Below are 23,015 nucleotides of genomic sequence, written 5' to 3'. Positions count from 1 at the left end.
GCATGGCTGTCGGGTGCGGAGGACCGCTCTGGTTAGTGCGTTTCTTAGGCGCCGGAGACAGAGCCTATGGATGGCCCGCGGAAGCGGCAACGCTGTTGGTCTGTGGGATTTGGCTGATTGCGCAAGGGGAAGCCGGGTAGGGGGGATGCCACCCGCAATCATTCGCGCTGTGAGTGAGGCGCTTGCGGACGAAGCCAAGAAAAGCGGTTGCCAAGGTCATCGCCGAGAAGCTCAAGCCCGTTGTCCAAAGGCTCCAGCCTCACGCTGGTGAGCTGCCAAAGACTTGCCGCCCCTGCCCGGCTTTTAGGGCCGGCCCGCACGAGTAAAGGCGAGGCGTGTTTGGCTTCATCGTCGAACTTGACCGAGCTCGAGAATCCCGGATTTGAGCCGTTCCCCGGGCTACATCCAGTGGGGCCAGGGCAAAGATTCAACGTGCAAAGGGGGGGAATATCTAATTCCATATTCGTTTAAGCCAGGACTTGAAAACCTCGAAATCGTTTACATATTTCACGTCGACAGGGGCTGGAGCCGGGAGCTTCGAGCCTTCTGTTCGAGATCATGTCCGTCAGCCGGGAGGAGGTTTGTCATGTACGAGTCCCTTCTTAATCTGTCGAGCGATCCTATTGCCGAGTTCGAGAGGCTGCAGCGCGAACTGCAACAAGTCCTGGGACCGGGTCTCGGGCGTCCGGGCAGCATTCGTGCCCTGGCCAGCGGTGCTTTTCCTGCGATCAACGTGGGAAGCACACCGTCCAGCATGGAGGTCTACGCCTTCGTTCCTGGTGTCGATCCGAACGACCTCGACCTGCAGATTCACCGAGGGTTGCTATCGATATCCGGCGAGCGCCGACCCGCGCGCAGCACGGATGAGAGCAATTGCTCCGTGTACGCCAACGAGCGTTATTCCGGACGCTTCAAGCGCACGGTGAGCCTCAACGATGAGGTCGATACCGACAAGGTCGAGGCTCACTATTGCGACGGCGTTCTGCGCATCTCTCTGCCTCGGCGGGAGGCTGCGCAACCCAGGCGCATAGCCATTCAGTAACAGCATCGGTTTGAAGGAGGAATCACCATGAACGACAAGCAAGCGGTCGTGCGCGGCGAGACTGAAACCCAAACACTGCTGCCGCGTGTCGATGTCTTCGAAGACGACAACGGAATCCAATTGTTTGCGGACCTTCCGGGCGTACCCAAGGAGCGTCTCGTGGTCAATGTGGAAGGTGACACGCTTGTGCTGGAAGGGGAGATCATGCCGGAGATGTCCGAACAGCTGGAGGCCGTCTACGCTGAGGTCCAGCTGTCGCGATTCCGGCGAGCCTTTACCTTGAGTTCCGAGCTGGATACCACCCAGATCGACGCTGAGCTACGAGACGGCGTGCTGAACTTGCGCGTTCCCAAGCATGCGCATGCCCAGCCGCGCAAGATCGTCGTGAAAAGCGAATAGGGCCTTGAGTGTGTGGAGGTCGACCCCATGGACAAACTAGCTGAACTCAAGCATGGCCTGGAGGAAACCTGGCATTCACTGGGTGAGGGCTGGCGCCAGCTTCGTGAGCGTGCCAGCGAGGCGCTGACGCGTTTCACGCCCATCAATCGGAGCAGGAGCGCACTGGAAGATGGCACTTCACCACCCACACTCGCATCGAACTGGGGATTGCTGGCCGGCGATCTTTACGAGGATGGCGACCAGGTCGTCGTTCGCCTCGAGGTACCCGGAATGGTGAAGGAGGATCTGAATCTTGAAGTGCGGGGAGATGCCCTGATCATTCGCGGTGAAAAGCGCATCGAGCAGGAGCAGGGCAATGGGCGTTATCGCGTCCGGCAGTGCACCTTCGGCAGTTTCCGGCGCACCTTCCAGCTTCCCGCTCCGGTCATTGCCGAGAAGGCCAGAGCCAGATGCAGTAACGGTGTGCTGCGTATCGAACTGCCCAAGGAAGAGCGCGCGCGTGGCAGGCGCGTCGAGGTTCGCTCGGGTTGATACTGCGACCTCATCTTATCCGTCACAGGCAAGGGACAACCCTCGTCACCTGGACTACCCGCCCGCGACAAACTCGCGGGCGGGCCGTTCTTCAGCCGGGGAAGTAGGCGGCCCCGGGATGCTGGCTGGCGTAGCGACTGGTAGTCGTTGACTGGAGTCGATATCGAATGGGTTCTAGCCACGTGGATTTATTAGTGCGTCTGGTGGATGACGCTCTTTTCATCCACCAAACAAAGCCCTTCCCCCGCTCACTCGCCCCAACTTCTCGCTTCGTTCTCCAATGCACTTTACGCTGGCCGGCTAAACAAGCACTTGGCGGGTGCTGGCAATCAGCTCATGCACCTGGCGTACAACATGCGCCTCCGTCGATGTTTCCGGCCCACGGCCGCGCGGGCAGGCCAAGCTCGGGGTAGTCCCGAACAAGCGGCAGATTAACGGGCGCTGCTCGTAGGCTTCGCAGCCCTGCGGGCCAAGATGTACGCAGTTCCACTGCGCAAGAGCCGCGTCATGCTCGGCGTCGCTTTTCACCGGTAGTCGTGACATTTCCTCGGACGACGCGGTTACCGGCCCGCAGCAATCGTGGCAGCCGGGCTCGCAGGCGAAAGCCGGGATCTGCCGGCGCAACTGGTCGATCTTTCGACTGGTGCAGCTCATCTGGCTGGCCGACCAAGGTCACTAGCCGCTATCCGCGGATAGCTATGCGATGCCTCGATCCGTTGCTTGAGTTTGGCCGCGAAATCCCTGGCGCAACGCTCATGGCGAAATTGCGCCCGGCGGACACCAAAGCGGACTGTCCAGAGCTCTTCACTCTGACTGGTCGGATGTTCGACTTTCACTGACATGACGGTGCCTCCAAATCGGTCGACTGGTTAGAAATGTGCATTGGCGTGGCAACCTCTTCAGTGCTTTTGCGTCGGTGCGCTGAAGTCTGCCAAGCCCTCTAACCGCGGATTAGCTACGTCTGATCTGCGGTTCTTTTTTCGGGGTGAGAGCTAGCGATGCAGCGTGGAAGAAATGGCGCTCTTTTGAAGCCTGCAATAAAAAGGGCCGGTGAACAATGCTCATCGGCCCTTTCGTTTACTCCTGAACGTCCCCACTCCCTAGGGGTCAATGGTCTCGACAAGCGCTCAATAGCTACCGTCGCGTCCCCTGTTGCTTCGAGATGCTCAATGTCATATTTCCCGCTACTCCTTGCCTCGCGCTTATCGTCGATGGGTTTCGGAACAGGGCTGATCGAACGGGTTGCGATCCAATAGACAGTCTATGAACGCACCCAGGGCGGCTGGCCGGTGTTGCCTATTCGGGTAATAGAGGAACAGCCCTGGACGCGAGATCGACCAGTCAGCAAGGACTTGGATCAGCCGTCCCTGGGCCAAAAGCTCACCCACGCCTTCTTTCTCGAAATGATAGGCAATGCCGAGCCCGTGTAGAGCGGCAGTGATGCCGATGTCAGGGTGATTGGTGACGACGGGGCCGTCGACCGCCACTTCCAGCGGCTGCCCCCGTTCCTGGAACTCCCAGCGATAGGGCCTACCGTCCATCTGCAGCCGCCAGTTGATGCATGCATGATCCTGCAACTCAGCAGGTGACTGGGGGATGCCTCGACGTGCGAGGTAGTCCGGAGATGCCACAGCGACCATGTTCAGGTCTGGGGTGAGGCGGACGGCCACCATGTCTTTCTCAAGCCGGCCACCCACACGGATGCCCGCGTCAAAACGGCCAAGAACGATATCGGCCAGTGCGTCGTCGACCACGATGTCGAGCACCACATCAGGGTGTGCCTGATGGAAGCCTGCCAGCCGGGGCGCAATGAGGGTTCTCGCGGCGATCCCCAGCGTATTGATACGCAGCGTGCCGCTTATCTGTCCTGTTGCCTCACTGGCTTCGGCGACGGCAACAGCCATCTCTCGAAACAAGGGGGCGATACGCCTGTAGAGCAGCTCGCCACTCGTCGATGGCGCGACGCTTCGGGTCGTGCGATTGAGCAGGCGTGCGCCAATGCGACCTTCGAGCTGTCGAATGGTCTGGCTGAGTGCAGAGGGTGATAGGCCCAGATGCTCTGCGGCCCGCGCGAAGCTCTGACGCTCCACGACGGCCACAAAGGCTTTTAGCTCAGCAAATTCGGATCCACGCATTATGTATTCATTTCTACACAGTCCATCCAGATTCTAGAATATTCAATTAATTCTGTCCGGTACGCATCCTAAGGCTGTCCTGACCCCATGGAGCCAACAACATGCATACCTTGACCCTGCCCGAGCCAATTGCTGCGTACTTCGCTGCCGAACACAACCCTGAGGCATTGGCACATTGCTTCACGGCGCAAGCCGTCATGAAGGACGACGGTCATACCTACACGGGCATCAACGCCATCAAGGCCTTTATGGCCGAGGCATCGGCCAAGTACAGCGCGACGAGCGTGCCCTTTGCCATTGAGCGAGAGGACGGATTCCAACTCGTCCGCGCCAACGTCACCGGCAACTTTCCTGGCAGCCCGATCGTTCTGTCGTACCGCTTTCGTCTTGAACGCGGCCTGATCGCATCGCTGGAGATCACGGCATGAGCTTCGACCTTCAACTCAATGGCCTGCGCACAGTCGTCACCGGCGGCACGATGGGCCTTGGCGCTGCAGTCGTGCAGACCCTCGTGGAGGCTGGCGCCCGGGTGGCAACATCGGCGCGCGACGTGTCAGTACGACCTGTGGATGGCGTCACCTATATCGGTGCCGATCTGACAACGGCACAAGGCGTGGCTCACGTCGCGCAGACTGTGCTCCAGAGCTGGGGTGGTGTCGATATCGTGATTAACGTGGTCGGTGGTTCAGGCACTCCTGGTGGTGGCTTTGCCGCCATCAGTGACGAGCAGTGGCTAGCAGAGCTGAACTTGAATCTGATGCCTGCCGTACGCCTGGATCGCGCGCTATTGCCATCCATGCTTGCCCAGGGCTCAGGCGTCATCATCCATGTGAGCTCGATCCAGCGCATGATGCCTCTGCCTGAGTCCACCACCGCCTACGCCGCCGCCAAGGCAGCGCTCACCACCTACAGCAAATCCCTTGCAAGAGAAGTAACGCCCAAGGGGGTTCGTGTGCTGAGCGTCGCGCCAGGGTGGATTGAGACCGAGGCGTCCGTAAGACTGGCAGAGCGGTTGGCTGCCCAGGCAGGAACGGACTACGAAGGAGGCAAACGAACTGTCATGGAGTCGATAGGCGGAATCCCACTGGGTAGGCCGGCCAAGCCTCAAGAGGTTGCCGATCTGATCGTCTTCCTCGCGTCCCCCCGTGCCGCCTCGATCTCAGGATCCGAGCACCGTATCGACGGCGGTACCATCTCAACGCTGTAATCGACAGCCGCAATCAACTGAACGACGGCGAGCCCTCAGGGCTTGCCGCTTCCCTGGCTCTCTCGGGATGTTCTCGGCGCTATGGGCCGATGCCATTGCATGTTTCGGGGATGTCGGACCGTCCATACCCTCAAGCCTGCAGCACCGCCTCTGTTCTTAAGTCCAGAGAGCCTCTAGCGCCCCATGCTGTCTATTGCTTCCGGCGGCTATTGGCCGGTTTCTGCGTTCTCACCGGCCGTTTTGGGTCGACTGCTGCCGGCCGCGACAGACCGGAGTCGGCCCGAAGCAGCCCCTTGTCCTCCATCCAGACCGGAACTGCCGCATACCCTGCCGCTCCATTGCTCGTCGGCGAGCGACTGGGATGCCGCGATCACTTGCCTTGATCGTGCCGACGACTGATTAGGCTGTTCCAAAAGACTGTATGAGATAACCTTGCCGCACGAATCAACCATGACGCTGTGAACTGAACGATGGGTTTTGAACAACTAGCTGAGCTGCGTGACCGCCTGCGGGCTGAAAAAGAGCAGGCAAAGACCGATAACTCGAAGCCGCGCAAGCGGAAGTCCGCCCCGCCAACGATGCCTCGTGAGCAGGACCCTGCGGTGGAAGCGATCTGGCGATTGCAGAAGCACTTCCCATTGGCCTTCCCGGTCAATCCGGCCCCCAAGGTTCCGCTCAAGGAGGGCATCTTCAAGGATGCCGAGCAACACCTGGAGCTGCTGGGGATCACCAGCGAACAACTCAAGCTGGGCATCGCTACCTGGTGCCAGGGAAGTCGATACTGGGCAAGCATGACGGAGAATGCGCCGCGCCTGGACTTGAGCGGTCAGGCAGTTGGCACGGTGACGGCGGCTCAGGCGCTGCATGCGAAGCGGCAGGCTTCGCGGCAGCGCGGGCAAGCGCGACGTCTTCAGTCAAAGCCGAAACAGCATACACAGGCCCCCGCCGCCGATACCGCTGCGGAATAGATCGTGGATTGAAATCACTCGCCCGGCATCGAGTCGCCCAATCATTCAAGTCACTAGCAAGGCGCACGAGTGACTGCTAGCCCGCGCCCTCGATGGCGCGGGAAGTGATGGTGAGGTGATTCGAATAGCAGCCAATGGCTGGGTTAGCGACGGCCTCACTTCGACCGTCGCTATGCATGGTCAAACCTCTGTTTGTTCCGCCATTTCCAAGGCGTCGTCGACCTCAATTCCTAGGTATCGAACGGTACTCTCAAGCTTCGTATGGCCGAGCAGGAGTTGGACTGCCCTCCTGAAAACAAGGGCGAAGGTGTATACCTTATTCAGGACGGGACACAGAAATGAAAAAGGGCCGGTGAGCGTTGCTCACCGGCCCTTTTCTCTTACTCCTTTCTACCCCAGTTCCTTTGGAGCTAATGGTCTTGCCCTGTTGCTAAGGCCATCCGAGGATGGCCAGCGCCGCTGCCTCCCCAGGTAGCGGCTATGCACCAACTCGGTGCATTTGTTTCAACATTCAGTGAAAAAGTTTCAGTGTTTGTTGAAAAATTACGTGACCCGAAGGCTCTCAAAATTCGGTGAAATCAGCTGTAGAAGAATCAGTAGGTTAGGCCAAAAATTCTCAGATATAAGCGAATTTCAGTTCCAATAAAAGTGAAGTCCAAACAAATCTCGTCATTTCGGATTGAACCAGGAGAAGCCGAAGGCAAGATCGAGGGATCTGGGTGTGGAGTTTCAGAAGCGCAGGTTGTATGGGTAACCTAAGTTGGCTCGGTATCAGGCGGTAGGTTTTTAACAAAGGTAGACTAATAAGCCAGCTGATTGGTGGTTGTGTTCGGTTACAGCGAGCAGTTACGTAGGCCCGTTCTTTTCTTCAACGATTTTTAATATCTGTTCTCTACTCAGCAGTGTCGGCGAGGAGTGAACTCCCGCGGGAACCCTGGCGGGTTGAATTTTTCCGCATTTTAAGAGGTTTCTCGCGAAACCCGTAGGTGCATTCAACAGAATATCTGCCTGCTTACATGTGCAGAATCTTTCTAGAATATTTGTTGCTCTGCGTTGGTCCCGGAGACTAATGTAGATTTCTTTATGAATGGTGAGCCGCTCCAAATAGTTTCCTAAGAAAAATAATCGACTAAATGATTGTGATGAGATTTGGTAGTGATCCAGTATGCTTGAAAGTAGTATGGATTGCCTAATGTGTTTTTGAATTGCCTGAAGTTCGCTCGAAGAGATTTCAATCTGGCCCTGATCGGGGGTTGGTCTGAGCGGAAGTATTGTTTTCTGTAATAAGTCGTTGATGCTTCTCCTCGTGGCTCCGGTTAGTCTGCACACTTCTGCGATACTAAATGAATTGCGTTCCATGTGGCTGTGGGTGGAGTTGGCGGGTTTGACTTTTGTGCTGCTAACTAACTCAAGCGGAATATCTTTCCTTAAAAAGAGGGTGGTTTTTTCGGCGCGTTGAGCGGAAACTCCATGTGACATTAGTATGGAGGTAGTCATATTTCGTGGAGTTTGTAAGATTCTAGAGAGTTCGGATATTGTAATATATTCTTTGTGGAAATTTTCAACTTCATTCTTGTGGACAAGATATGTTCCGAATTTTGATTTAAAAGTTGATATTAAGATTCGTGATCTAATCATTGCTCTTATAGTTGACAGCTCTAGTCCGGTTAGTTTGCGGATTTCTTTTGGGCAGTAGTATTCAGATCTTTCGTTGGGATTTAGAAAGGGGAGATTTGCTGAGCGTTTATGGCGAGTTTTTGATTCGGTGAGTGGTGAGGGGGAACTGAGTTCTTGGGTAATTCTGTCTGCATCGCTGTTTGAGATTACCGCGGTGTACTTTGAATTCGGTCGTAGAGGAACTACTTTTATGGAGAGTTTGGCTATTGCTTTTTTAATTGACTGGATGGATTTTTTTGTTTTATTTGATAGTGCTTGGACGCAGATGTAGTCTTTTTTAAATGATCTCACATGCTGCGCTGAAAGCAATTTTGGGCCTTTAGGGTATTTGTAATATTTACCTAAAAGATTGGAGTGAATCAATTCTCTAAGAACGGCGGTGCTAACGTTGAGGATGTTCGAGGCAATCGTCATATTTATGAGGGATTTTGGAACTTTTCTGCAAGGCGGGTTATTTGGTTCTTCGCGTATTAGTTTTTGAATGGTCTTGATTGTATTGATATCTTGTGGTGAGAAGGAATAGAGCCGTGATTCCTTCTTAGGAAACAACGGGTGTTTTCGGATTTTATTCCATTCACTGTTGGGTATGATGAGGTAGTTTTGAAGCTGCGTACGGCTCAGAGAGAAAGGAAGGGGGGCGACCGGATGTTTAGCTCGCGTGTAAGTGGGTAATTTATTTGACACGGTCGATATCAAATGTTTTGGTGTCAGTGGGCTAAGTTTTGATAAAATTAGGTTTATGTCTGTTGTTTCCTGAGTTGATAGGCTTATGAGGCCGTTAATGATCTTATTCGTATCATTAAAAACAATTGCTATGGCGGTGGTGAATATTATTCTATTCGTATTTGGATTGCCATTAGAGGAATTGAACCCCAGGTGAGAAAGCGAATCGCTGAGTAAATCCATCGACGCTTGCGATTGAGATCTCATAAGTCGTAGTAACTGAACCTCTGCCCATACTTCACCTTCAGTGCATGAGGGGGAGTTGAGTTTAGCTTTGCATTTGCATTCAATTGTTGTTTGATTTTTCCATGTAAATTTTCTTTTGCAACTGGGGCAGAAGAGTAAATATCTACGATAATGATACGGACAATTTAATGCCAACCGAATGTCTTTTATGTATTTGTCCCAGCCCTCTTTGATGCATTCACTACATATGGCTGCTTCGTTGTATCGGAGGAGGGTCTTTTTGATTTCAATGCCATTGATGACCAGGTTTGGTCTGGTAAGAACTTTATGAGATGATTGATAGAATCCATTTTTGACAGTTTCAGCGTGCTCACCAGCTTGCTCGCATAAGTACCTAGCGATATCAGAATCTCGGCGAAATAAATTGATTCGCGTTTGTGGATAGTTGAAATGATATGCGAGAAACTGATTTATGGAACGATACCCGTTTCTGTGCGCAGCACGTTTCAATAGGCTTGAGGGGCTTTCCTCTGGTAGTGGGAATGGAATGAAAGCAAGGACACTCACTCCAATGCACCACTAATTATTGAATAGCTTTGCTTAAGTCCAATCTCAAATGGATTCTGGTCTTGTACAAGACTATCATCCAGCTCTAAAAAAGAGCATACCTCAAGAAAGTCAGACGTTGTTAACTCGCGGTCCCCACGTTTTAAACAGGCTTGGAATGCGTTAGATAGAATTAGCCTAATAAACTCCAAATTTCCTTGCGTTGCGATAAAAAGTCGAGTCGAGATGCTGGGGTCGGTTAAGTGGATTCCTTTCTTTAATTCCCCTATTTCGTATAGCTCTTGATCTAAGTATTGCAGTGTCATCATATATTCTGAACTTTTTCTTTCGTCAAAAGTGAGATGTCTAAGTTCGGCTATAAAGGGGTAGCGCCTAGCAAGTGGTTTTGTTCTATATATGACTTCTTTGCAACCTTCCAGGCCAGTCACTATTATTGGTATTTTGGATCGGTTAAGTAAGCTAAGTAACCAAGAGGTCACGTGGCCTGCTGTGATGATGGTGTCTGGCTGGGCTAATTGGTGAAATTCGTCAATAGCAATGAACTCGGTTTTATGGGTTTTAAGCAGCTCCAGTATTCTAAACTCCAAGTCTGTACTATCTCCCCGGTAATCTGAGCATTGCAGTCCATGCAGTATCTCCTTTGCAAATTGTTTTATAGTGGCTTTTGCTGGGACCTCGCAAAGAAGTGCTGGAATAGTTCTATAAAGCCCATCATGTCCTATTTCTAATTTTCCTTGAGAAAAAGCGTTGCAAAAAATCTCTAATAGTGTTGATTTACCACTTCCTGATGGGCCAAATAGGATGGCAGACGATGGGACGCCCCGTAAGCGTGTGCATTCCACTGCTTTTTCGAGAATCGTATAAGCTTGTAGGTAGCTCGGAAAAAAGACTATCTTGGTCTGGAACTTTGTTACCTTCTCGTCATTTGTCATGAGTTCACTTCCACGACTTGGGCTACTTTTGGCGCTACGCTTTTTGTGAGGTGCTTCTCTGGATCGAGCTTGGCTCGTGGCCTGGGGGCTTTGGACGATTTCCTAGCTTTCATATGCTCAACTGCATTGAGAGAGCCATCCTCCGTCAACTGAGCGTGTTTTCGTCTGCCACGTTTCCCTTTTGCGTTGGCTGATTCGATGTTAATTCGTACGCGGTTATTTCGAGCCACACTATAGTCAAATTTCTTCTCCTGTTCTTTCAAATCACTCATAACTAAGTTGTGCATATGCATAGTTAACCCGATCTGATAGGGATCGACCGCTGATATGCTGTATATGTCGTCGGGGCTTGATGGATGACATACCCAGGCGGTACCGAGTTCGCTCGGGTCGTAGTAAAGCATTAGAGTTTCTTCTTTATGTTTTAAAGTGCTGAGATAGGCAACGCCGGAGCCAGTCCATTGCAAGTTGTCAAAGCCAATGCGTCCATTTATCGGAGTCGCAAATACCATGCTGAGGAAGATTCTTCTAAGGTCTTCCTGGGAATATCTTTTTGGGGGGAAAGCCGGGGTTACATGTTCATCCCAGTATATGTCTGGCGAAGTGTTTAAGCCTCGGTGGAAGTCGCAGTGGTAAACAGTATCAAGCCAATCTTTGAATTTTTCTCGAATCTGCTCAAGGGTAAAAATTGCTTCACCTTCTGAGTCGTAGTCGCCTCGCTCAACGATGTTTGAGAAAGTGGTTCCCTTGATGTGATGAATCAGGCCGACAGTGAGAGTCTTGAACCATCTTTCAACGAAAGGCTTTTGATTGGGTTCTCCTGGTTCGCAAAATGTGATTTCGGCGCCAAGCAGAGCCAGACAATCACTTAGCTTTTTGGCGACGAACTCTGAACCATTGTCTACGATGTAATGTGTTGCCAGTCCGTTACGTTCATGTTCGCTAGAAAGCGACATTTTGATTGCACGTATCGTCTTCTCAATGCTAGGTGGGTTGAGAGAAATATCCCATCCTATTACTCGTCGCGAATAGACATCCAAAACCACTGTTAAATAAGGTCGGCCCAGCACTTCTCCGTCAATATTAACGACAATGACATCTAAGTAATGCGTATCGCATTCGGCGCGTTGAAGCAGTCGATGCAGCTTTCGACATTTTTTGCTCCAGCGCTGATTTTTAATGGCACTGTTTCGGCCCAGTTGGTGTAGCTCTGTTTCGAATGTGTCTAACTCTTCGATAGTTCTACGTAGTGTTGATTTGCTGGGTATGACTAATTGAGAAGAGTTTGCGCGCTTGCTATTTAGATCCTCAGCGCTATATGTTATTGCTTCAATTACATGGCTGATAGGGGCGGGAGTATCTGAGTGGTAGAGAAGCTCAATGTGGTAGTTGACCAGTTCCTGTATTTCTTCTGGCTGGCGTTGTATTCTATACTTTTTTCTAACTATTCTCGTGGATAGCAGCGAGATTGGATTTTCGTTGGCGCGAAGATAGGTTCTCGTCCAAAGATATATGCTGGTGTAATGAGGGGGCGTTGCATCGCCGATTTGAGCTCCGATTTCAATTACGAGTTTTTCGGTCTCTTCTTTTGGTAAATATCCTTTAAATTTATCTAAAACTCCACGTACGTATGCGAGTCGTTTGTTCAGGCGTTCGCGGGCCTTTGCTGATAGACCTGCTATGATCTTGTTTGCTTCTGCAAGTAAGGGCGCCTCTTGTATCTTGTTAAATAGACCTAGTCGATGCGCGTAGGAGAGTGTTTCATAACTTTGGAAACAGATGTTTTTACGTTGATGCACGCTCCTTAGTTGTATTCGCTGGCCCGTGATTGCGATGACTTCGTACAATTGCGTGCGGTATTGATAGTGCTCACCAATGTTTAGTTCTAGATTTTCTCTATTTTCACAGTCCATGATTGCCTCTAAATAGGATCTGTGTCCGACTCCCAAAAGGACGATGAAGATCAGCTAAGGCAAGTCCGAAGAACACCGCATAAGCAATACCGGCCGCTGTAACTTGCCTATCAAGGAGTTCTTGGACCGTCATTGTGCGGCGTGGTGATTCTCTGAGTAGTGAAGGAACCAAGGAGGCCGATAGTTTATCGGCGCCAAAGCTTTGTTGATAAAGAAAGTAAAGGTTTTGAGTTCTTATGGGGTGCCAGAAACGACTTTCGCAAATTATTTCCAATGGATAGCCGCATAAGGCGAACAGAGCTTGGAGGTTGAGCAATCGGTCACGTGTTGGGGGATCGGTCAGTGCCAGATCTGTTTTGATTTCGTAGATCACCACGCATCCCTTGCGTAGCTCAGCTGCAAAATCAGGGGTATAGCGTTGCCCAGTGTGTTTGAGTACTAGAGTAAAGGGTTGCGACTGGTAGGCTGTTATTTCAGACAGTCGTTCAAGTTCCAAGCAGAATCCTGCTTCGAGGAGTGTTTCACAAGCGACGGTCCGGTTGTTCTTGCGCGAAGGGAACATTGATACGTGCTTGCCATATCTGCCACCCCGCAATTTTGGGCCTGGCAACAGATTGAGAGAGTTCCTCAGTTCCGCTGGTATAGAAATCACCGGAGTACGCCCTCCCCAGTCAAGTCTCGGGTCTAACTACTGAGCCCGCTGGAACTTGTCCCTATCGTCTCGGTGTTGGATGAGCAAGCATCTCAGGTAACCGAGACTTTCCAGCATACGTGGTTTGCTGGAGAGATCTCGCGAGCAGCGAATCCCACGGCTCGTTACTAGGATCCTGCTCCGAAGCCGAGTCCGCCAGCCCTTGGCGTACAGATCCGAACCGCTCTATCTCCGAGAAAAAAGTTTGCGCATGCGTCGGAGGATTCGCCATGTACGTAAAGGGTACTAAACCCTTACACAGGGCATACATTTCAGGCGACGGGGGTTCCATACCATGTACACCGAGCCTTACTACTCGTTTCGGAGTCTCGACGCCCCAGTCCGGTGCACTCTGGGTAGGCTCCTCTTCCATACCTTGGCGGATCAGGCTCAGGTTGCCCATACGGGGCCGGCTATGGCTCGCTGGTACGAGGGACGCAAAAATCAGCAAGTGCATGAACAAGACGACCAAAAATGGAGAGATTGCTTAAACGGAAAAGTCCTATCCTCTGATGTGCTGAAGGTGGTGACTTCAGACTTCCCAATCCTTCGTGAGGAACTGGAGAGCACTCTTTGGCCGGCATTGTGCCGTCAACCTCGGCCTGAGGAAAGCTGGGGCGGACTATGTCTTGAGCTAGGTAAAGAGCTAAATCTTGATCTTGAGAAAGTGAAAAGTATTGATCAGCTATCTGATTGTATATCTTTAAAGTATCTACCTGTTTTATTTCTGCTGGTTAGAACTCAGTCGGATTGGTATGCAATAGGTCGAAGTGTCGCCGGAAATTTGTTGCCGAAATTTCTCCAGGTGCTCTGTGCTGTATCTCCTCTATCGCATGTCTCCGCTGAGCTTTACGATTTGATCGATGATTTAAGGTGGTGCCGTTATATTCACAGTATTTCTTTTTGTGGAGAGTGGCCGCTAGAGGCTGAGGGCTTCCAATATGGTGTGGAAAAGTACCGGAAACTAATTGCTGATCTAATCGATAGTGGTTGGTTCAATGATTGGGGTCTGGATCTTTCAGTGTTTTTAGCAATGCTGATTAAGAAACCTGACGACTTTGCAGGACTACCCAAACTGTTGCTGGGCAGGAAACCCGGCTGGATAGCCGCGCGGATTTACCGGCATGTGGAAGGGGTGGAAGCGTGGCAGAACGAAGTTAATTCGGCCCGCTGGCGGCTAAAGCATGATTGCAAGTCATTCCAGCCTTAGGGCTTTGAGCTATTGCTACTAGTCGGATTTGATTCAAGTTCCGGCTTCAGGGCATCAGCAGGAATTGAATGCTCCAGAATGTGTTTTTGCAACTGGAGCAGTTGCACGCGTTGCTGTTCAGCATGTTGCTGCAACAGGAGCGCTTCGGCTTGCTTTTGCTGTAGGCGCTCTTCTAAGGCAGCTCGTTCGGTTTGTCGGTTGACCACCTCTTGCCGCAAGGTCTGTAGGGTTGTGCGCTGCTTTTGCATTTCCTGCTCCAGACGCCGTTGTTGCTTGATGTTTTCACCGGCGGCGGCCAATAGGCGTTCGTTGTCCCGATTTAGGGTAGCGACCTCTTCTAGCCGACTGGAAAGAGTGTGTTGGAGTGTCCTGAGTTCACTTTGTAGGTGTTGTATCTGACCGTCATGGCGGTGGGAATCTTGCTCGCGCTGCATTTGGCTGGAATCCCGGAAATGGGCAAGCGCGTCTCGGGCATGTTGATGCTTGTCCTCCAGCGAGCGCAATTGCGCGGCGCGTTCATCGAGCAGCTGCTGCAGACCCGTTTGGGTTTCTACCAGCCGAGTGCGCTCAAGTTCATTGCGGTGAAGCTGACTGCGCAAGCCACCACACTCGTTGTTCAGGCTATCTAGTTGCGCTTTTAACTTGTCGTTTTCCGAGCGCAGCTGCTCAATCCGGTCCGTGCTGAATTGACGATGGCTGCGGTATTCCTGCTGTTGGCGAGCAACCGCCTCACGCTCAATCGCGACGGAGGCTACCGCCTGCTGCTGTAGCCGGTCTGCGAGGCCAGAGATGAAGTTGGTGATCTCTTCATTCAAGCCCGGTCCTTCGGGCACAGGTGTATCAAGTTCTTTGAGGTAGCGTTGAATGGTGCTTTTCGACCCCGTATTGCCTAGTTCAATGCGCACGGCGTCGATGCTGGGACGCACTCCGCGTGCTAGGAGTGCCTCGCGGGCTTTTTGCACTTGCGCTTTGTTAATGCCGCTGCGCGCCATGTTGTCACTCCGACGATTTCGTGGTGTGTCATGGAGTATGGAAGTACAGCTGTACCGGTACCTAAATTGGGGCGACTGATCCAGACGAACTGGCGTTTGAGAAGCGGGCATTCTCAAACCTCAGCGGTGGTTGAGGGGAGAAAGGATAGTTTTTCCAGTACGCGGGAGGGCGAGACGGTGACGGAGAAGGTGGAGCGCTACCTGCAGGCCGCGCGGCGCGAAAGCACCCAGCGTCGCTATCAGCAGGCGCTCGCGCATTTTGAGGAAACCTGGGGCGGCTTCCTGCCCGCGACCAGTGAGGCGATTGCCCGCTACCTCGCGGATTACGCGGAGACCCTGGCCAGCTCGACCCTGCGGGCGAATCTCGCTGCCCTGGCCAAGTGGCACCTGAGCCAGGGCTTTCCCGATCCGACCAAGGCGCCGCACGTAAGAGAGGTGCTCCGCGGCATCCAGGCCCTGCACCCGAGGCTTGAGCGGCAGGCGGAGCCGCTGCAGTTGAGCGAATTGACCCGCTGCATCGACTGGCTGACGGCGCAGGAACAGGTCGACCGCCACGCCCTGTTGAGCTGCCGCCGGGATCGCGCCTTGATCCTGCTGGGGTTCTGGCGGGCGTTTCGCAGCGATGACCTGTGCCGGCTGCGTGTGGAGTTTGTCGAGGCGCGGCCAGGGGAAGGGATGGAGTTGTTCTTGCCCAGCAGCAAGAGCGACCGCGACAACGCCGGGCGGTCGTTCACGGTACCGGCGTTGAAACGCCTGTGTCCGGTGGCGGCCTATCTCGACTGGATCGCGGTTTCGGGTTTGCGCCAGGGCCCGCTGTTTCGTGCGGTGGACCGTTGGGGCAACCTGGCGGAAGACGGACTGCACGCGTACAGCATCTCGCGCATCCTCCGACGGGCGATGGTACGCAGTGGCTTGGAGGGCGAACGCTACAGCAGCCACTCATTGCGCCGCGGCTTTGCGACCTGGGCCAGTCGCAACCAGTGGAGCGCCAAGGCGCTGATGAGTTACGTCGGCTGGCGCGATGCCAAGGCCGCTTTGCGCTATGTTGAGCCGGAGATGCCGTTTGGCGAGCTGCGCCGCTCGGAGTGAATAGCCTGCTGTCGGTTGTTGGGTCCGATTTGCCTGTCGGGCGCAGGGGGCAGGTGGGGATCGCGCGGTGAGCGAGCCTGCCGACACGAGGGCAGGTGATCTGATTGAAGCCTCACCAGCGTATCTCGGCGTAAGAGGGCAGGGAGCTTAGGCTTGGCTAACTGGGACCGGGCGTCTGCATGACCCGGAGAGGAGCGACCACCATGACTGAGAATTTTGCTGTGCAGTATGCCAAAGTACTGGCGCGCGCCACCCAAGTTTTCGGCAGTCGGGAGGCCGCCGAGCGCTGGATGGAGGCTCGGGCCTTGGGGCTCGAGCGGCGTCGTCCGATCGACATGCTCTCCAGCGCAGAGGACCTGGAAGTACTCGAGACTTTTCTCGGGCGCATCGAGTATGGGGTCTATCACTGACCCTGAGTTTTGGGGCCGCCGTTAACGGCCTGGCGTGACTGCCAGCCAGCCCCTTCGCTCGCCCACTTCGAGGGTTCCGGCATGCGTGAACAACCTGTCCCGTTGTCACCGGGGGCGTTAGCTCGCCAGGGCGTAGATCGCGCGCTGCTTGATGCGGTGATCGCCTTGGTGCTGGAAGCTGGCCACCTGATCGCTGCTGAGGTGGTGCGACCTGGTGGGCCGAGAGGCGCCGGGGACAAGGCCGAAATTGATGGCGAGGTCGAGGTCATGCTGCGCCAGGGACTGACGAAGCTGCTCCTCTGCGACTTTGTCGGTGAGGAAACCGGTGTGCGGCTGACGGGCCATCGCTACTGCTGGGTTGTGGATCCCAACGATGGTACCCGCGACTTCCTGCAAGGCCACCTGGGCTCGGCGATTTCGGTCGGCTTGCTACGAGAGTGTGTGCCGGTACTGGGCGTCGTTTATGCCCCGCTGACGGCGCACGGCGCCGATTGCATTGCCTGGGCCGAGGGGATGCCGCACTTGCTGCGTAATGGCGCGCTGGTTGCGCCGAACGTCGCGGCAGGCGGACTGGCGGAAGGTGCGCAAGTCTTCGTCAGCCTCGCGGCGCGTACCCGACCGACCCAGAACGCCGAGCTCTGTGCGCCCGCCACCTTCTACCCCATGCCCAGCATTGCCTATCGGTTCGCCCGGGTGGCTGCGGGGGACGGGGTCGCTGCAGTGTCCTTGTACGCGGTGTCGACCCACGATGTGGTGGCAGGCCACGCGCTACTGCGGGCGGGTGCTGGTGGCCTCTGGAACGAACAGGGACAAGCACTAGGTTACGCGACGCCAGCGGCTTTTAATCAACCTGTCAGGTTTTGCTTCGGCGGTGCGGAGAGTACCTGTCGGGAGCTGTTGGCGCGCCCGTGGCAGGTCGTTCTGGTAGACGGAGCATAGTTTTAAGGCGAGCTTCCAACTGGGCACTAGCTGCCATTCCTATCGTGCCAATGTGAGGGAATTCAGGTCCACACTCTGACGTCCACGAAGCGGCGAGGAGCAGGCCGAACTATCGTGCTGACAGCTGGAGGTTCGCGGACGAAATGTGCCGCGGGGCAACCGCTTTTGTCAGGCCGAGTCGCCGCCGTCATTGAAATCATCATCGCGAGCGACGCGCCCAAAATTGCTGAGGTCTGGGTCTTCATCGCTGAACATGAAGTTCACCATGCGCTCACGTCTGAGGCCTAAAAGCGTTCCGAAAAAACAGGATTCGCACAGATGGACCTCATAACGCTCGCCATCATGGGCCGCACCATAGCCCCAATTGGCGCGAAGCGTTCCATATTGCAGTCCATACCCTTCAATGCGTGTGCTTTTGCCACAAACGTCACATAGGACATCCGTGACCGATTCAACGGGTTGCGTCGCGGTGATTTTCATCGAGAACCTCCCGAAAGAGGGCAGGCGCGCCTCTACATCTTTGGCACAGGATACCCCTACTGCGACTCGGTTTCGTGGCCCTGCAACCCTCACCAGGGTTGATCGCGATCCGCTTTCCCACCTCGCGGCTACCGCAACGAGGAAATTGCCCCGCAGCGCCGCATGCACTACCCGGGCGACATTCGGGCAGGGTAGAGTCATTCCAATATTGCAGTGATATCAGGTTGTGCCCTGGCGCCATGAGGCATCGTGCCATGTGAGCGGCATGCCACCATGGGGCGGCTGGTCGGCACTGTTAGGGCGTGCGACGTTAATGGAGGCGAGGGTGAGCGAATACCACGGCATGCGTTGGTTCAAAATGGATTTTCAGGTTCAGACGCCCGAAGATAACCGGCACTGGGCCGATGACGATTTACGTCTGCTGAGCCCCCGGCGGCCACTTCGCGATGGCGTGCCGAATGAGGAGGATATCCAGAGCAAGGCCAAGCGCTTTCTGCGTCGGTGCCATGAGTTGGAACTCGAAGTCATCGGCATCACGGACCACAATTTTTCCGAGAAAACAGAACCGCGCGACTGGTTCCTCACCCACCTCGTCGAGCAGAACAAGACCGTCGCCCGAGAGCTTGGACGTCCGCCGCTTTTCATCCTGCCGGGCTTTGAGGTGGACATCGGCTACCACGCCCTCTGCCTGTTCAAGCCTGCTACCAAAGTGAGTCACCTGCGGCGCGTCAACATGATCCTGATCAAGCTGGGCCTGGCGGAGAACCAGCGTTTTCGTGGTGGGATGCCCACTGCACTGCGTCGTGGTAATGAGTCGATCAGCCTGAACACCCTGCTGGACACGGTGCAAAATGAGCATGAGGGCATCGTCATCGCGGCGCACGCCGACCAGCAGGATGGCTTGCTGTCCGCCCCGCGGAACATCGACGACTATAAGCTTCCGGGTCTGTTGGCCCTGGAGCTGACGGGCTTTCCGATGTCGGAGAAATACCGCGCCATCCTGGAGGGGCGCAACAACGAGTGGTCACGCGTCGGACGACAACCCGCCTATGTGCAGTCGTCGGATGCAAAGTCCCTGCAAACAGACACCGAAGGTCGCCCCCTGCCGAATGCGCTGGGCTATCGCCACACCTGGGTCAAGTCGTCGAAGCCTTCGATAATTTCGTTGAGGCAGGCGTTCCTGGATGGCCAATCGCGGCTTCGTTTACAGGTCGCACGTCCGTCTGACGAGCAGACCCACCCGCGGATCGTCTTCCTGAAATGCCGGGGACTCAAGTTCCTCGCCGATCAGGAAGTCCACTTTTCACCGAATCTCAACACCTTGATCGGCGGGCGGGGGACGGGCAAGTCCACGGCACTGGAGTTACTTCGGTTTGCATTCGGCCGTGATCAAGGGGATGCCTTCTCCGCCTCGACGCGGGCGAAGTTCGAGCGGGTCAAAGCGACCTACACCGATGACGCGGAGATCCAGGTGGGGTGGGAGAGCCTGCCAGGTCAGGTGGATGTCATCTCACTGAAGCCCCAAGAGGGGCACGCCCTACTGCAAGGCGAGGCGCACGACCTCGAGGTCTATCTCCGTCAGCTGGCAGATGCCGCGGGCTTCCTTCAGGCTTGGGACCAGATGGCCCCCGATGGTCGCAGCCGCTTGGGCAGGGCGTGGGAGCATATTGGCAAGGAGCTATTTGAGAGCTTCTTGCAGTACCAGCTGCTGGTCCAGCCGGAGGCGGACTCGCCTTGGCTGCACATCCGCGAAGTTGTTGCTGAGCGGCGCGAATTGCCACGAACCCTGCTGGAGTACAAGGACGAGCTGAAGGGCTACTTCAAGGACCAGCAGGACGCATGGCGAGTCGCCCGGCTGACCCGGGTCGAGGAGCGCGTCGATATCGAGTTGTATCGAGCCGACGGGACGCTGGTAGGTGGCGTTCAGAGTCAGGCATTGTCGGAAGGGCAGCGCAACACCGCGGTGCTGAACTTGCTGCTGGCCAAAGGCGAGGGGCCGATCGTTATCGACCAGCCGGAAGATGAACTGGATTCCAACTTTATCTATCGCGAGTTGGTTCCCTTGCTGCGCAAGGTAAAGAATCAGCGTCAGCTGATCCTGGCCACGCACAATGCCAACCTTCCCGTGAATGCCGATACCGACCTGGTGTATGCCTTGGAGGTGGCCCAAGGACGAGGCACGAAGCTTGCGGCAGGTGGGTTGGATCGAACTGATACGGCTACGGCGGTGCTGGATATCATGGAGGGGTCGGCGGAAGCCTTTAAGCGCCGACTCGACAAGTATCACTTCTAGCTTCTGGGGCCTGATGGCTGGATTGTCGGGCGCTGAGGAAAAACTTGGCGTGTAGGCCAAAAATTAGGATCTTCTGGGGCCGGTGAGGAAAAACTGAGCTCTAGGACCTCGTGTGAGGATTTGTTCGCCATGACTCCGGTTGGGTACTCTAATCGCCATGACTGAATGCTCCTTGCGATCCTCACTCTGGTGATCGTCGATGAAAGCCAAAGGTCGTCACTCCAAGCCATTCTCGATTGCACATTTCGAAGCCGAAGCTCGTCGTTTGGCTGTAAGCGTCTGGCCAACACACCTCCCCGGTTCTTCCAGCTAGCGGCATGGTGTCCACCTGTTTTTGGTGGACACCATTTCAGCCCCTTGCGGAGGATCTCCCGTGCCAGGCCAACGCCGCTCCTATCCCAAATCCTTCAAGGCCCAGGTCGTCGATGAGTGCACCCAGCCCGGTGCCTCGGTTGCCGGCGTGGCCTTGAGCCATGGCCTCAACGCCAATCTCGTGCACAAGTGGATTCGCCGTCAGCAGGCACATCTGCCCGCTGCACCCTCCAGTTTTATTCCGATTCCTCTCGCCCCGAGCCTGCCGGCTACCCCGAGTGCGGCCGACATGGCCATCCAGATCGCCATTCCCCATCGGGCCGGCAAACTGTCGGTGCAGTGGCCGGGCAACGACCCTGAAGGCTGCGCCCGCTTCCTGCGCGAGCTGCTGAAGTGATCCGCATTGAGCGCATCTGGCTCGCCACCGAGCCGCTGGACATGCGCGCCGGCACCGAAACAGCGTTGGCCCGGGTGGTTCAGGTATTCGGTGCGGCGCAGCCGCACTGTGCCTACCTGTTCACCAACAAGCGCGCCAATCGGATGAAGGTGCTGGTGCACGATGGCTTCGGCATCTGGCTGGCTGCTCGGAGGCTGAATAAGGGGCGCTTCGTCTGGTCGGGCAATTGGCAGGGACAGCAGTTGGAACTCAGTCCCGAGCAGTTGCAGGCCCTGGTGGTCGGCCTGCCTTGGCAGCGTCTTGGGCCTGATGCCGAGATCAGGCTCCTGTAGCCGGGGTGCAATTAGGCCAATGGCCTATCGCCGAGGGGGCCAGAAATCCTCACACTCGGCGGCATGAATCCTGCCGCTTTCGATCATCTGACACCTGAGCAACTGCGCCAACTGGCCGCGCAGTTGAGCCAGCGCGTCGATCATCTGGAGACGCTCAACCAGCGGTTGAACCACGAACTCGCCGTGCTGCGGCGCCACCGCTTCGCCCGCCGCAGCGAGCAGCTCAATGTCGACCAGCTCAACTTGCTGGACGAGATGATCGATGCCGACATCGCCGCCATCGAGGCAGAGCTTGAGGCGGCCCGACCAGAGCCCGCCAAGCGCGAGCTACGGCAGCAGCCCAAGCGAGCGCCGCTGCCGGCCGAACTGCCGCGCACGCTGATACTTCACGAGCCGGACAGCACCCAGTGTGCCTGCGGCTGTCAACTCAAGCGCATCGGCGAAGACGTCAGCGAGAAGCTCGACTACACCCCGGGCATCTTCACCGTTGAGCGGCATATCCGTGGCAAGTGGGTCTGCGCCAAGTGTGAAACGCTGATTCAGGCCCCAGTGCCTGCGCAGGTGATCGACAAGGGCATCCCGACTGCCGGGCTACTGGCTCAGGTCATGGTGGCCAAGTTCGCCGATCACCTGCCGCTATACCGCCAGGAAAAGATATTCGCCCGCGCCGGCCTGGCCATCGCGCGCTCCACGCTGGCGCAATGGGTCGGCGCTTGCGGCGTCCAGCTGCAACCCCTGGTCGATGCGCTGCGCGACTGCCTGCTTCAGCAGGACGTCATCCTCGCCGACGAAACCCCAGTGCAGATGCTCGCCCCGGGTACGAAGAAGACCCAGCGGGCTTACGTCTGGGCCTATGCACCCAGCCCCTTTGCCGACCTCAAGGCCGTGGTCTACGACTTCAGGCCGAGCCGGGCCGGCGAGCACGCGCGCAGCTTCCTGGGAGACTGGCAAGGCAAACTGGTCTGCGACGACTTCGCCGGCTACAAGGCCAGCTTCGAGCAAGGCGTGACCGAGATCGGCTGCATGGCCCATGCCCGGCGCAAGTTCTTCGACCTGCATGCCGCCAACCAGAGCCAACTGGCTGAGCAGGCCCTCCAGTACATCGGCCAACTGTACGAGGTGGAGCGCGAGGGGCGAGAGCTGCTCGCCGAACAGCGTCGGCAACTGCGCCAGGACAAAGCTAGGCCGATCATCGATGGCCTGCATAGCTGGATGCTTGGGCAGCGGCAGAAGGTGCCGGAAGGCAGCGCGATCGCCAAGGCACTCGACTACAGCCTCAAGCGCTGGGCGGCGTTGGTGCGCTACCTGGATGACGGCAACCTGCCCATTGACAACAACTGGATCGAGAACCAGATCCGCCCCTGGGCCTTGGGGCGCTCCAACTGGCTGTTTGCCGGCTCGCTACGCAGTGGCCAGCGTGGCGCAGCCTTGATGACGCTGATCCAGTCAGCCCGCCTGAACGGACACGATCCGTACGCCTACCTGAAGGACGTGCTCATGCGCCTGCCGACGCAGAAGGCCAGCGCCCTGACCGAGCTGCTGCCGCATAACTGGGTACCCGCCGGCAAGGTGTGATGCCCGTTCGCTTAC

Annotated in this window: 22 protein-coding genes; 14 read left to right on the top strand and 8 right to left on the bottom strand. The window is 55.6% G+C overall.

Annotation, left to right across the window (positions count from 1 at the left end):
* Nucleotides 1–586 precede the first annotated feature (586 nt).
* Genes G559_RS0120970 through G559_RS0120960 form a run of 3 tightly spaced genes read left to right on the top strand, consistent with a single transcriptional unit; the run spans nt 587 to nt 1,972 of the window.
* Nucleotides 587–1,042: an Hsp20/alpha crystallin family protein gene (locus G559_RS0120970; protein WP_028630126.1), complete on the top strand. Its 456-nt coding sequence runs from the start codon at nt 587–589 to the stop codon at nt 1,040–1,042.
* Between the two features lie 27 nt (nt 1,043–1,069).
* Complete coding sequence (locus G559_RS0120965) at nt 1,070–1,441, top strand: Hsp20/alpha crystallin family protein (RefSeq protein WP_028630125.1); 372 nt, start codon at nt 1,070–1,072, stop codon at nt 1,439–1,441.
* 27 nt (nt 1,442–1,468) lie between these two features.
* Entirely contained in the window at nt 1,469–1,972 is a 504-nt protein-coding gene (locus tag G559_RS0120960; protein ID WP_028630124.1) for an Hsp20/alpha crystallin family protein, read from the top strand.
* 300 nt (nt 1,973–2,272) lie between these two features.
* Here G559_RS0120960 and G559_RS30055 read toward each other — a convergent pair whose 3' ends face one another.
* Together G559_RS30055 and G559_RS0120955 are read right to left on the bottom strand one after the other, a co-directional pair.
* Nucleotides 2,273–2,626 carry a YkgJ family cysteine cluster protein gene (locus G559_RS30055; protein ID WP_081668130.1) on the bottom strand — a complete coding sequence of 118 codons (354 nt, stop codon included), beginning with the start codon at nt 2,624–2,626 and terminating at the stop codon, nt 2,273–2,275.
* A 548-nt stretch (nt 2,627–3,174) separates the two neighbouring features.
* A complete protein-coding gene (locus tag G559_RS0120955) occupies nt 3,175–4,107 on the bottom strand; it encodes a LysR family transcriptional regulator (protein WP_028630123.1) in 933 nt (310 codons plus the stop codon).
* Between the two features lie 101 nt (nt 4,108–4,208).
* Between G559_RS0120955 and G559_RS0120950 the strand changes: the two genes are divergently transcribed.
* From G559_RS0120950 to G559_RS0120940, 3 genes are all read left to right on the top strand, one after another.
* Nucleotides 4,209–4,535 carry a nuclear transport factor 2 family protein gene (locus G559_RS0120950; RefSeq protein ID WP_028630122.1) on the top strand — a complete coding sequence of 109 codons (327 nt, stop codon included), beginning with the start codon at nt 4,209–4,211 and terminating at the stop codon, nt 4,533–4,535.
* Nucleotides 4,532–5,314 carry an SDR family oxidoreductase gene (locus G559_RS0120945; RefSeq protein WP_028630121.1) on the top strand — a complete coding sequence of 261 codons (783 nt, stop codon included), beginning with the start codon at nt 4,532–4,534 and terminating at the stop codon, nt 5,312–5,314. The genes G559_RS0120950 and G559_RS0120945 overlap by 4 nt, the downstream gene beginning before the upstream one ends.
* Before the next feature lie 470 nt (nt 5,315–5,784).
* Complete coding sequence (locus tag G559_RS0120940) at nt 5,785–6,282, top strand: ProQ/FinO family protein (RefSeq protein WP_028630120.1); 498 nt, start codon at nt 5,785–5,787, stop codon at nt 6,280–6,282.
* 846 nt (nt 6,283–7,128) lie between these two features.
* Here G559_RS0120940 and G559_RS30045 read toward each other — a convergent pair.
* From G559_RS30045 to G559_RS30490, 4 genes are read right to left on the bottom strand one after another with little or no spacing between them, the layout of a single operon-like run.
* Nucleotides 7,129–9,435, bottom strand: a complete 2,307-nt coding sequence (locus tag G559_RS30045; protein WP_162144827.1) for a TniQ family protein — start codon at nt 9,433–9,435, stop codon at nt 7,129–7,131.
* Nucleotides 9,432–10,367 (bottom strand): TniB family NTP-binding protein, encoded by a 936-nt coding sequence (locus G559_RS30040; RefSeq protein ID WP_081668128.1) that lies wholly within the window; start codon nt 10,365–10,367, stop codon nt 9,432–9,434. The genes G559_RS30045 and G559_RS30040 overlap by 4 nt, the downstream gene beginning before the upstream one ends.
* Nucleotides 10,364–12,280, bottom strand: a complete 1,917-nt coding sequence (locus G559_RS30035) for a DDE-type integrase/transposase/recombinase (protein ID WP_081668127.1) — start codon at nt 12,278–12,280, stop codon at nt 10,364–10,366. The genes G559_RS30040 and G559_RS30035 overlap by 4 nt, the downstream gene beginning before the upstream one ends.
* Nucleotides 12,270–12,776 carry a hypothetical protein gene (locus G559_RS30490; RefSeq protein ID WP_155945747.1) on the bottom strand — a complete coding sequence of 169 codons (507 nt, stop codon included), beginning with the start codon at nt 12,774–12,776 and terminating at the stop codon, nt 12,270–12,272. Before G559_RS30490 ends, G559_RS30035 begins: the two co-directional genes overlap by 11 nt.
* A 610-nt stretch (nt 12,777–13,386) precedes the next feature.
* Here G559_RS30490 and G559_RS30485 point away from each other — a divergent pair.
* The gene (locus tag G559_RS30485; protein WP_155945746.1) at nt 13,387–14,181 is read left to right on the top strand and encodes a hypothetical protein; all 795 of its coding nucleotides are present in this window, start codon (nt 13,387–13,389) and stop codon (nt 14,179–14,181) included.
* Here the strand turns inward: G559_RS30485 and G559_RS30030 are convergent.
* On the bottom strand, nt 14,178–15,173 hold the full coding sequence (locus tag G559_RS30030) for a DNA-binding protein (RefSeq protein WP_036997652.1): 996 nt from the start codon (nt 15,171–15,173) through the stop codon (nt 14,178–14,180). The two genes, G559_RS30485 and G559_RS30030, sit on opposite strands and share 4 nt — an antisense overlap.
* A 177-nt stretch (nt 15,174–15,350) precedes the next feature.
* On the opposite strand from G559_RS30030, the gene G559_RS0120920 reads away from it, so the two are divergent.
* The 3 genes from G559_RS0120920 (at nt 15,351) to G559_RS0120910 (ending at nt 17,611) form a co-directional block, all read left to right on the top strand.
* The gene (locus G559_RS0120920) at nt 15,351–16,262 is read left to right on the top strand and encodes a site-specific integrase (protein WP_028630118.1); all 912 of its coding nucleotides are present in this window, start codon (nt 15,351–15,353) and stop codon (nt 16,260–16,262) included.
* A 203-nt stretch (nt 16,263–16,465) separates the two neighbouring features.
* Nucleotides 16,466–16,672 carry an antitoxin Xre/MbcA/ParS toxin-binding domain-containing protein gene (locus G559_RS0120915; protein ID WP_028630117.1) on the top strand — a complete coding sequence of 69 codons (207 nt, stop codon included), beginning with the start codon at nt 16,466–16,468 and terminating at the stop codon, nt 16,670–16,672.
* 81 nt (nt 16,673–16,753) lie between these two features.
* A complete protein-coding gene (locus tag G559_RS0120910) occupies nt 16,754–17,611 on the top strand; it encodes an inositol monophosphatase family protein (RefSeq protein WP_081668125.1) in 858 nt (285 codons plus the stop codon).
* A gap of 168 nt (nt 17,612–17,779) precedes the next feature.
* Here the strand turns inward: G559_RS0120910 and G559_RS29155 are convergent, their stop codons facing one another.
* On the bottom strand, nt 17,780–18,091 hold the full coding sequence (locus G559_RS29155) for a hypothetical protein (protein ID WP_036997650.1): 312 nt from the start codon (nt 18,089–18,091) through the stop codon (nt 17,780–17,782).
* Between the two features lie 325 nt (nt 18,092–18,416).
* On the opposite strand from G559_RS29155, the gene G559_RS0120895 reads away from it, so the two are divergent.
* From G559_RS0120895 to tnpC, 4 genes are all read left to right on the top strand, one after another.
* On the top strand, nt 18,417–20,384 hold the full coding sequence (locus G559_RS0120895; protein WP_028630115.1) for an AAA family ATPase: 1,968 nt from the start codon (nt 18,417–18,419) through the stop codon (nt 20,382–20,384).
* A gap of 373 nt (nt 20,385–20,757) precedes the next feature.
* Nucleotides 20,758–21,093 (top strand): IS66-like element accessory protein TnpA, encoded by a 336-nt coding sequence (gene tnpA / locus G559_RS0120890; RefSeq protein WP_028629612.1) that lies wholly within the window; start codon nt 20,758–20,760, stop codon nt 21,091–21,093.
* The gene (gene tnpB / locus G559_RS0120885; RefSeq protein WP_028629613.1) at nt 21,090–21,425 is read left to right on the top strand and encodes an IS66 family insertion sequence element accessory protein TnpB; all 336 of its coding nucleotides are present in this window, start codon (nt 21,090–21,092) and stop codon (nt 21,423–21,425) included. The genes tnpA and tnpB overlap by 4 nt, the downstream gene beginning before the upstream one ends.
* Nucleotides 21,426–21,488: 63 nt before the next feature.
* Nucleotides 21,489–23,000, top strand: a complete 1,512-nt coding sequence (tnpC, locus tag G559_RS0120880; RefSeq protein WP_028629614.1) for an IS66 family transposase — start codon at nt 21,489–21,491, stop codon at nt 22,998–23,000.
* Nucleotides 23,001–23,015: the final 15 nt, after the last annotated feature.

The sequence above is a fragment of the Metapseudomonas resinovorans DSM 21078 genome, from assembly GCF_000423545.1.
Taxonomy (GTDB): Bacteria; Pseudomonadota; Gammaproteobacteria; order Pseudomonadales; family Pseudomonadaceae; genus Metapseudomonas; species Metapseudomonas resinovorans.
Note: the sequence above shows the minus strand (reverse complement) of the source record. Positions and strands in the feature narration are given on the sequence as shown.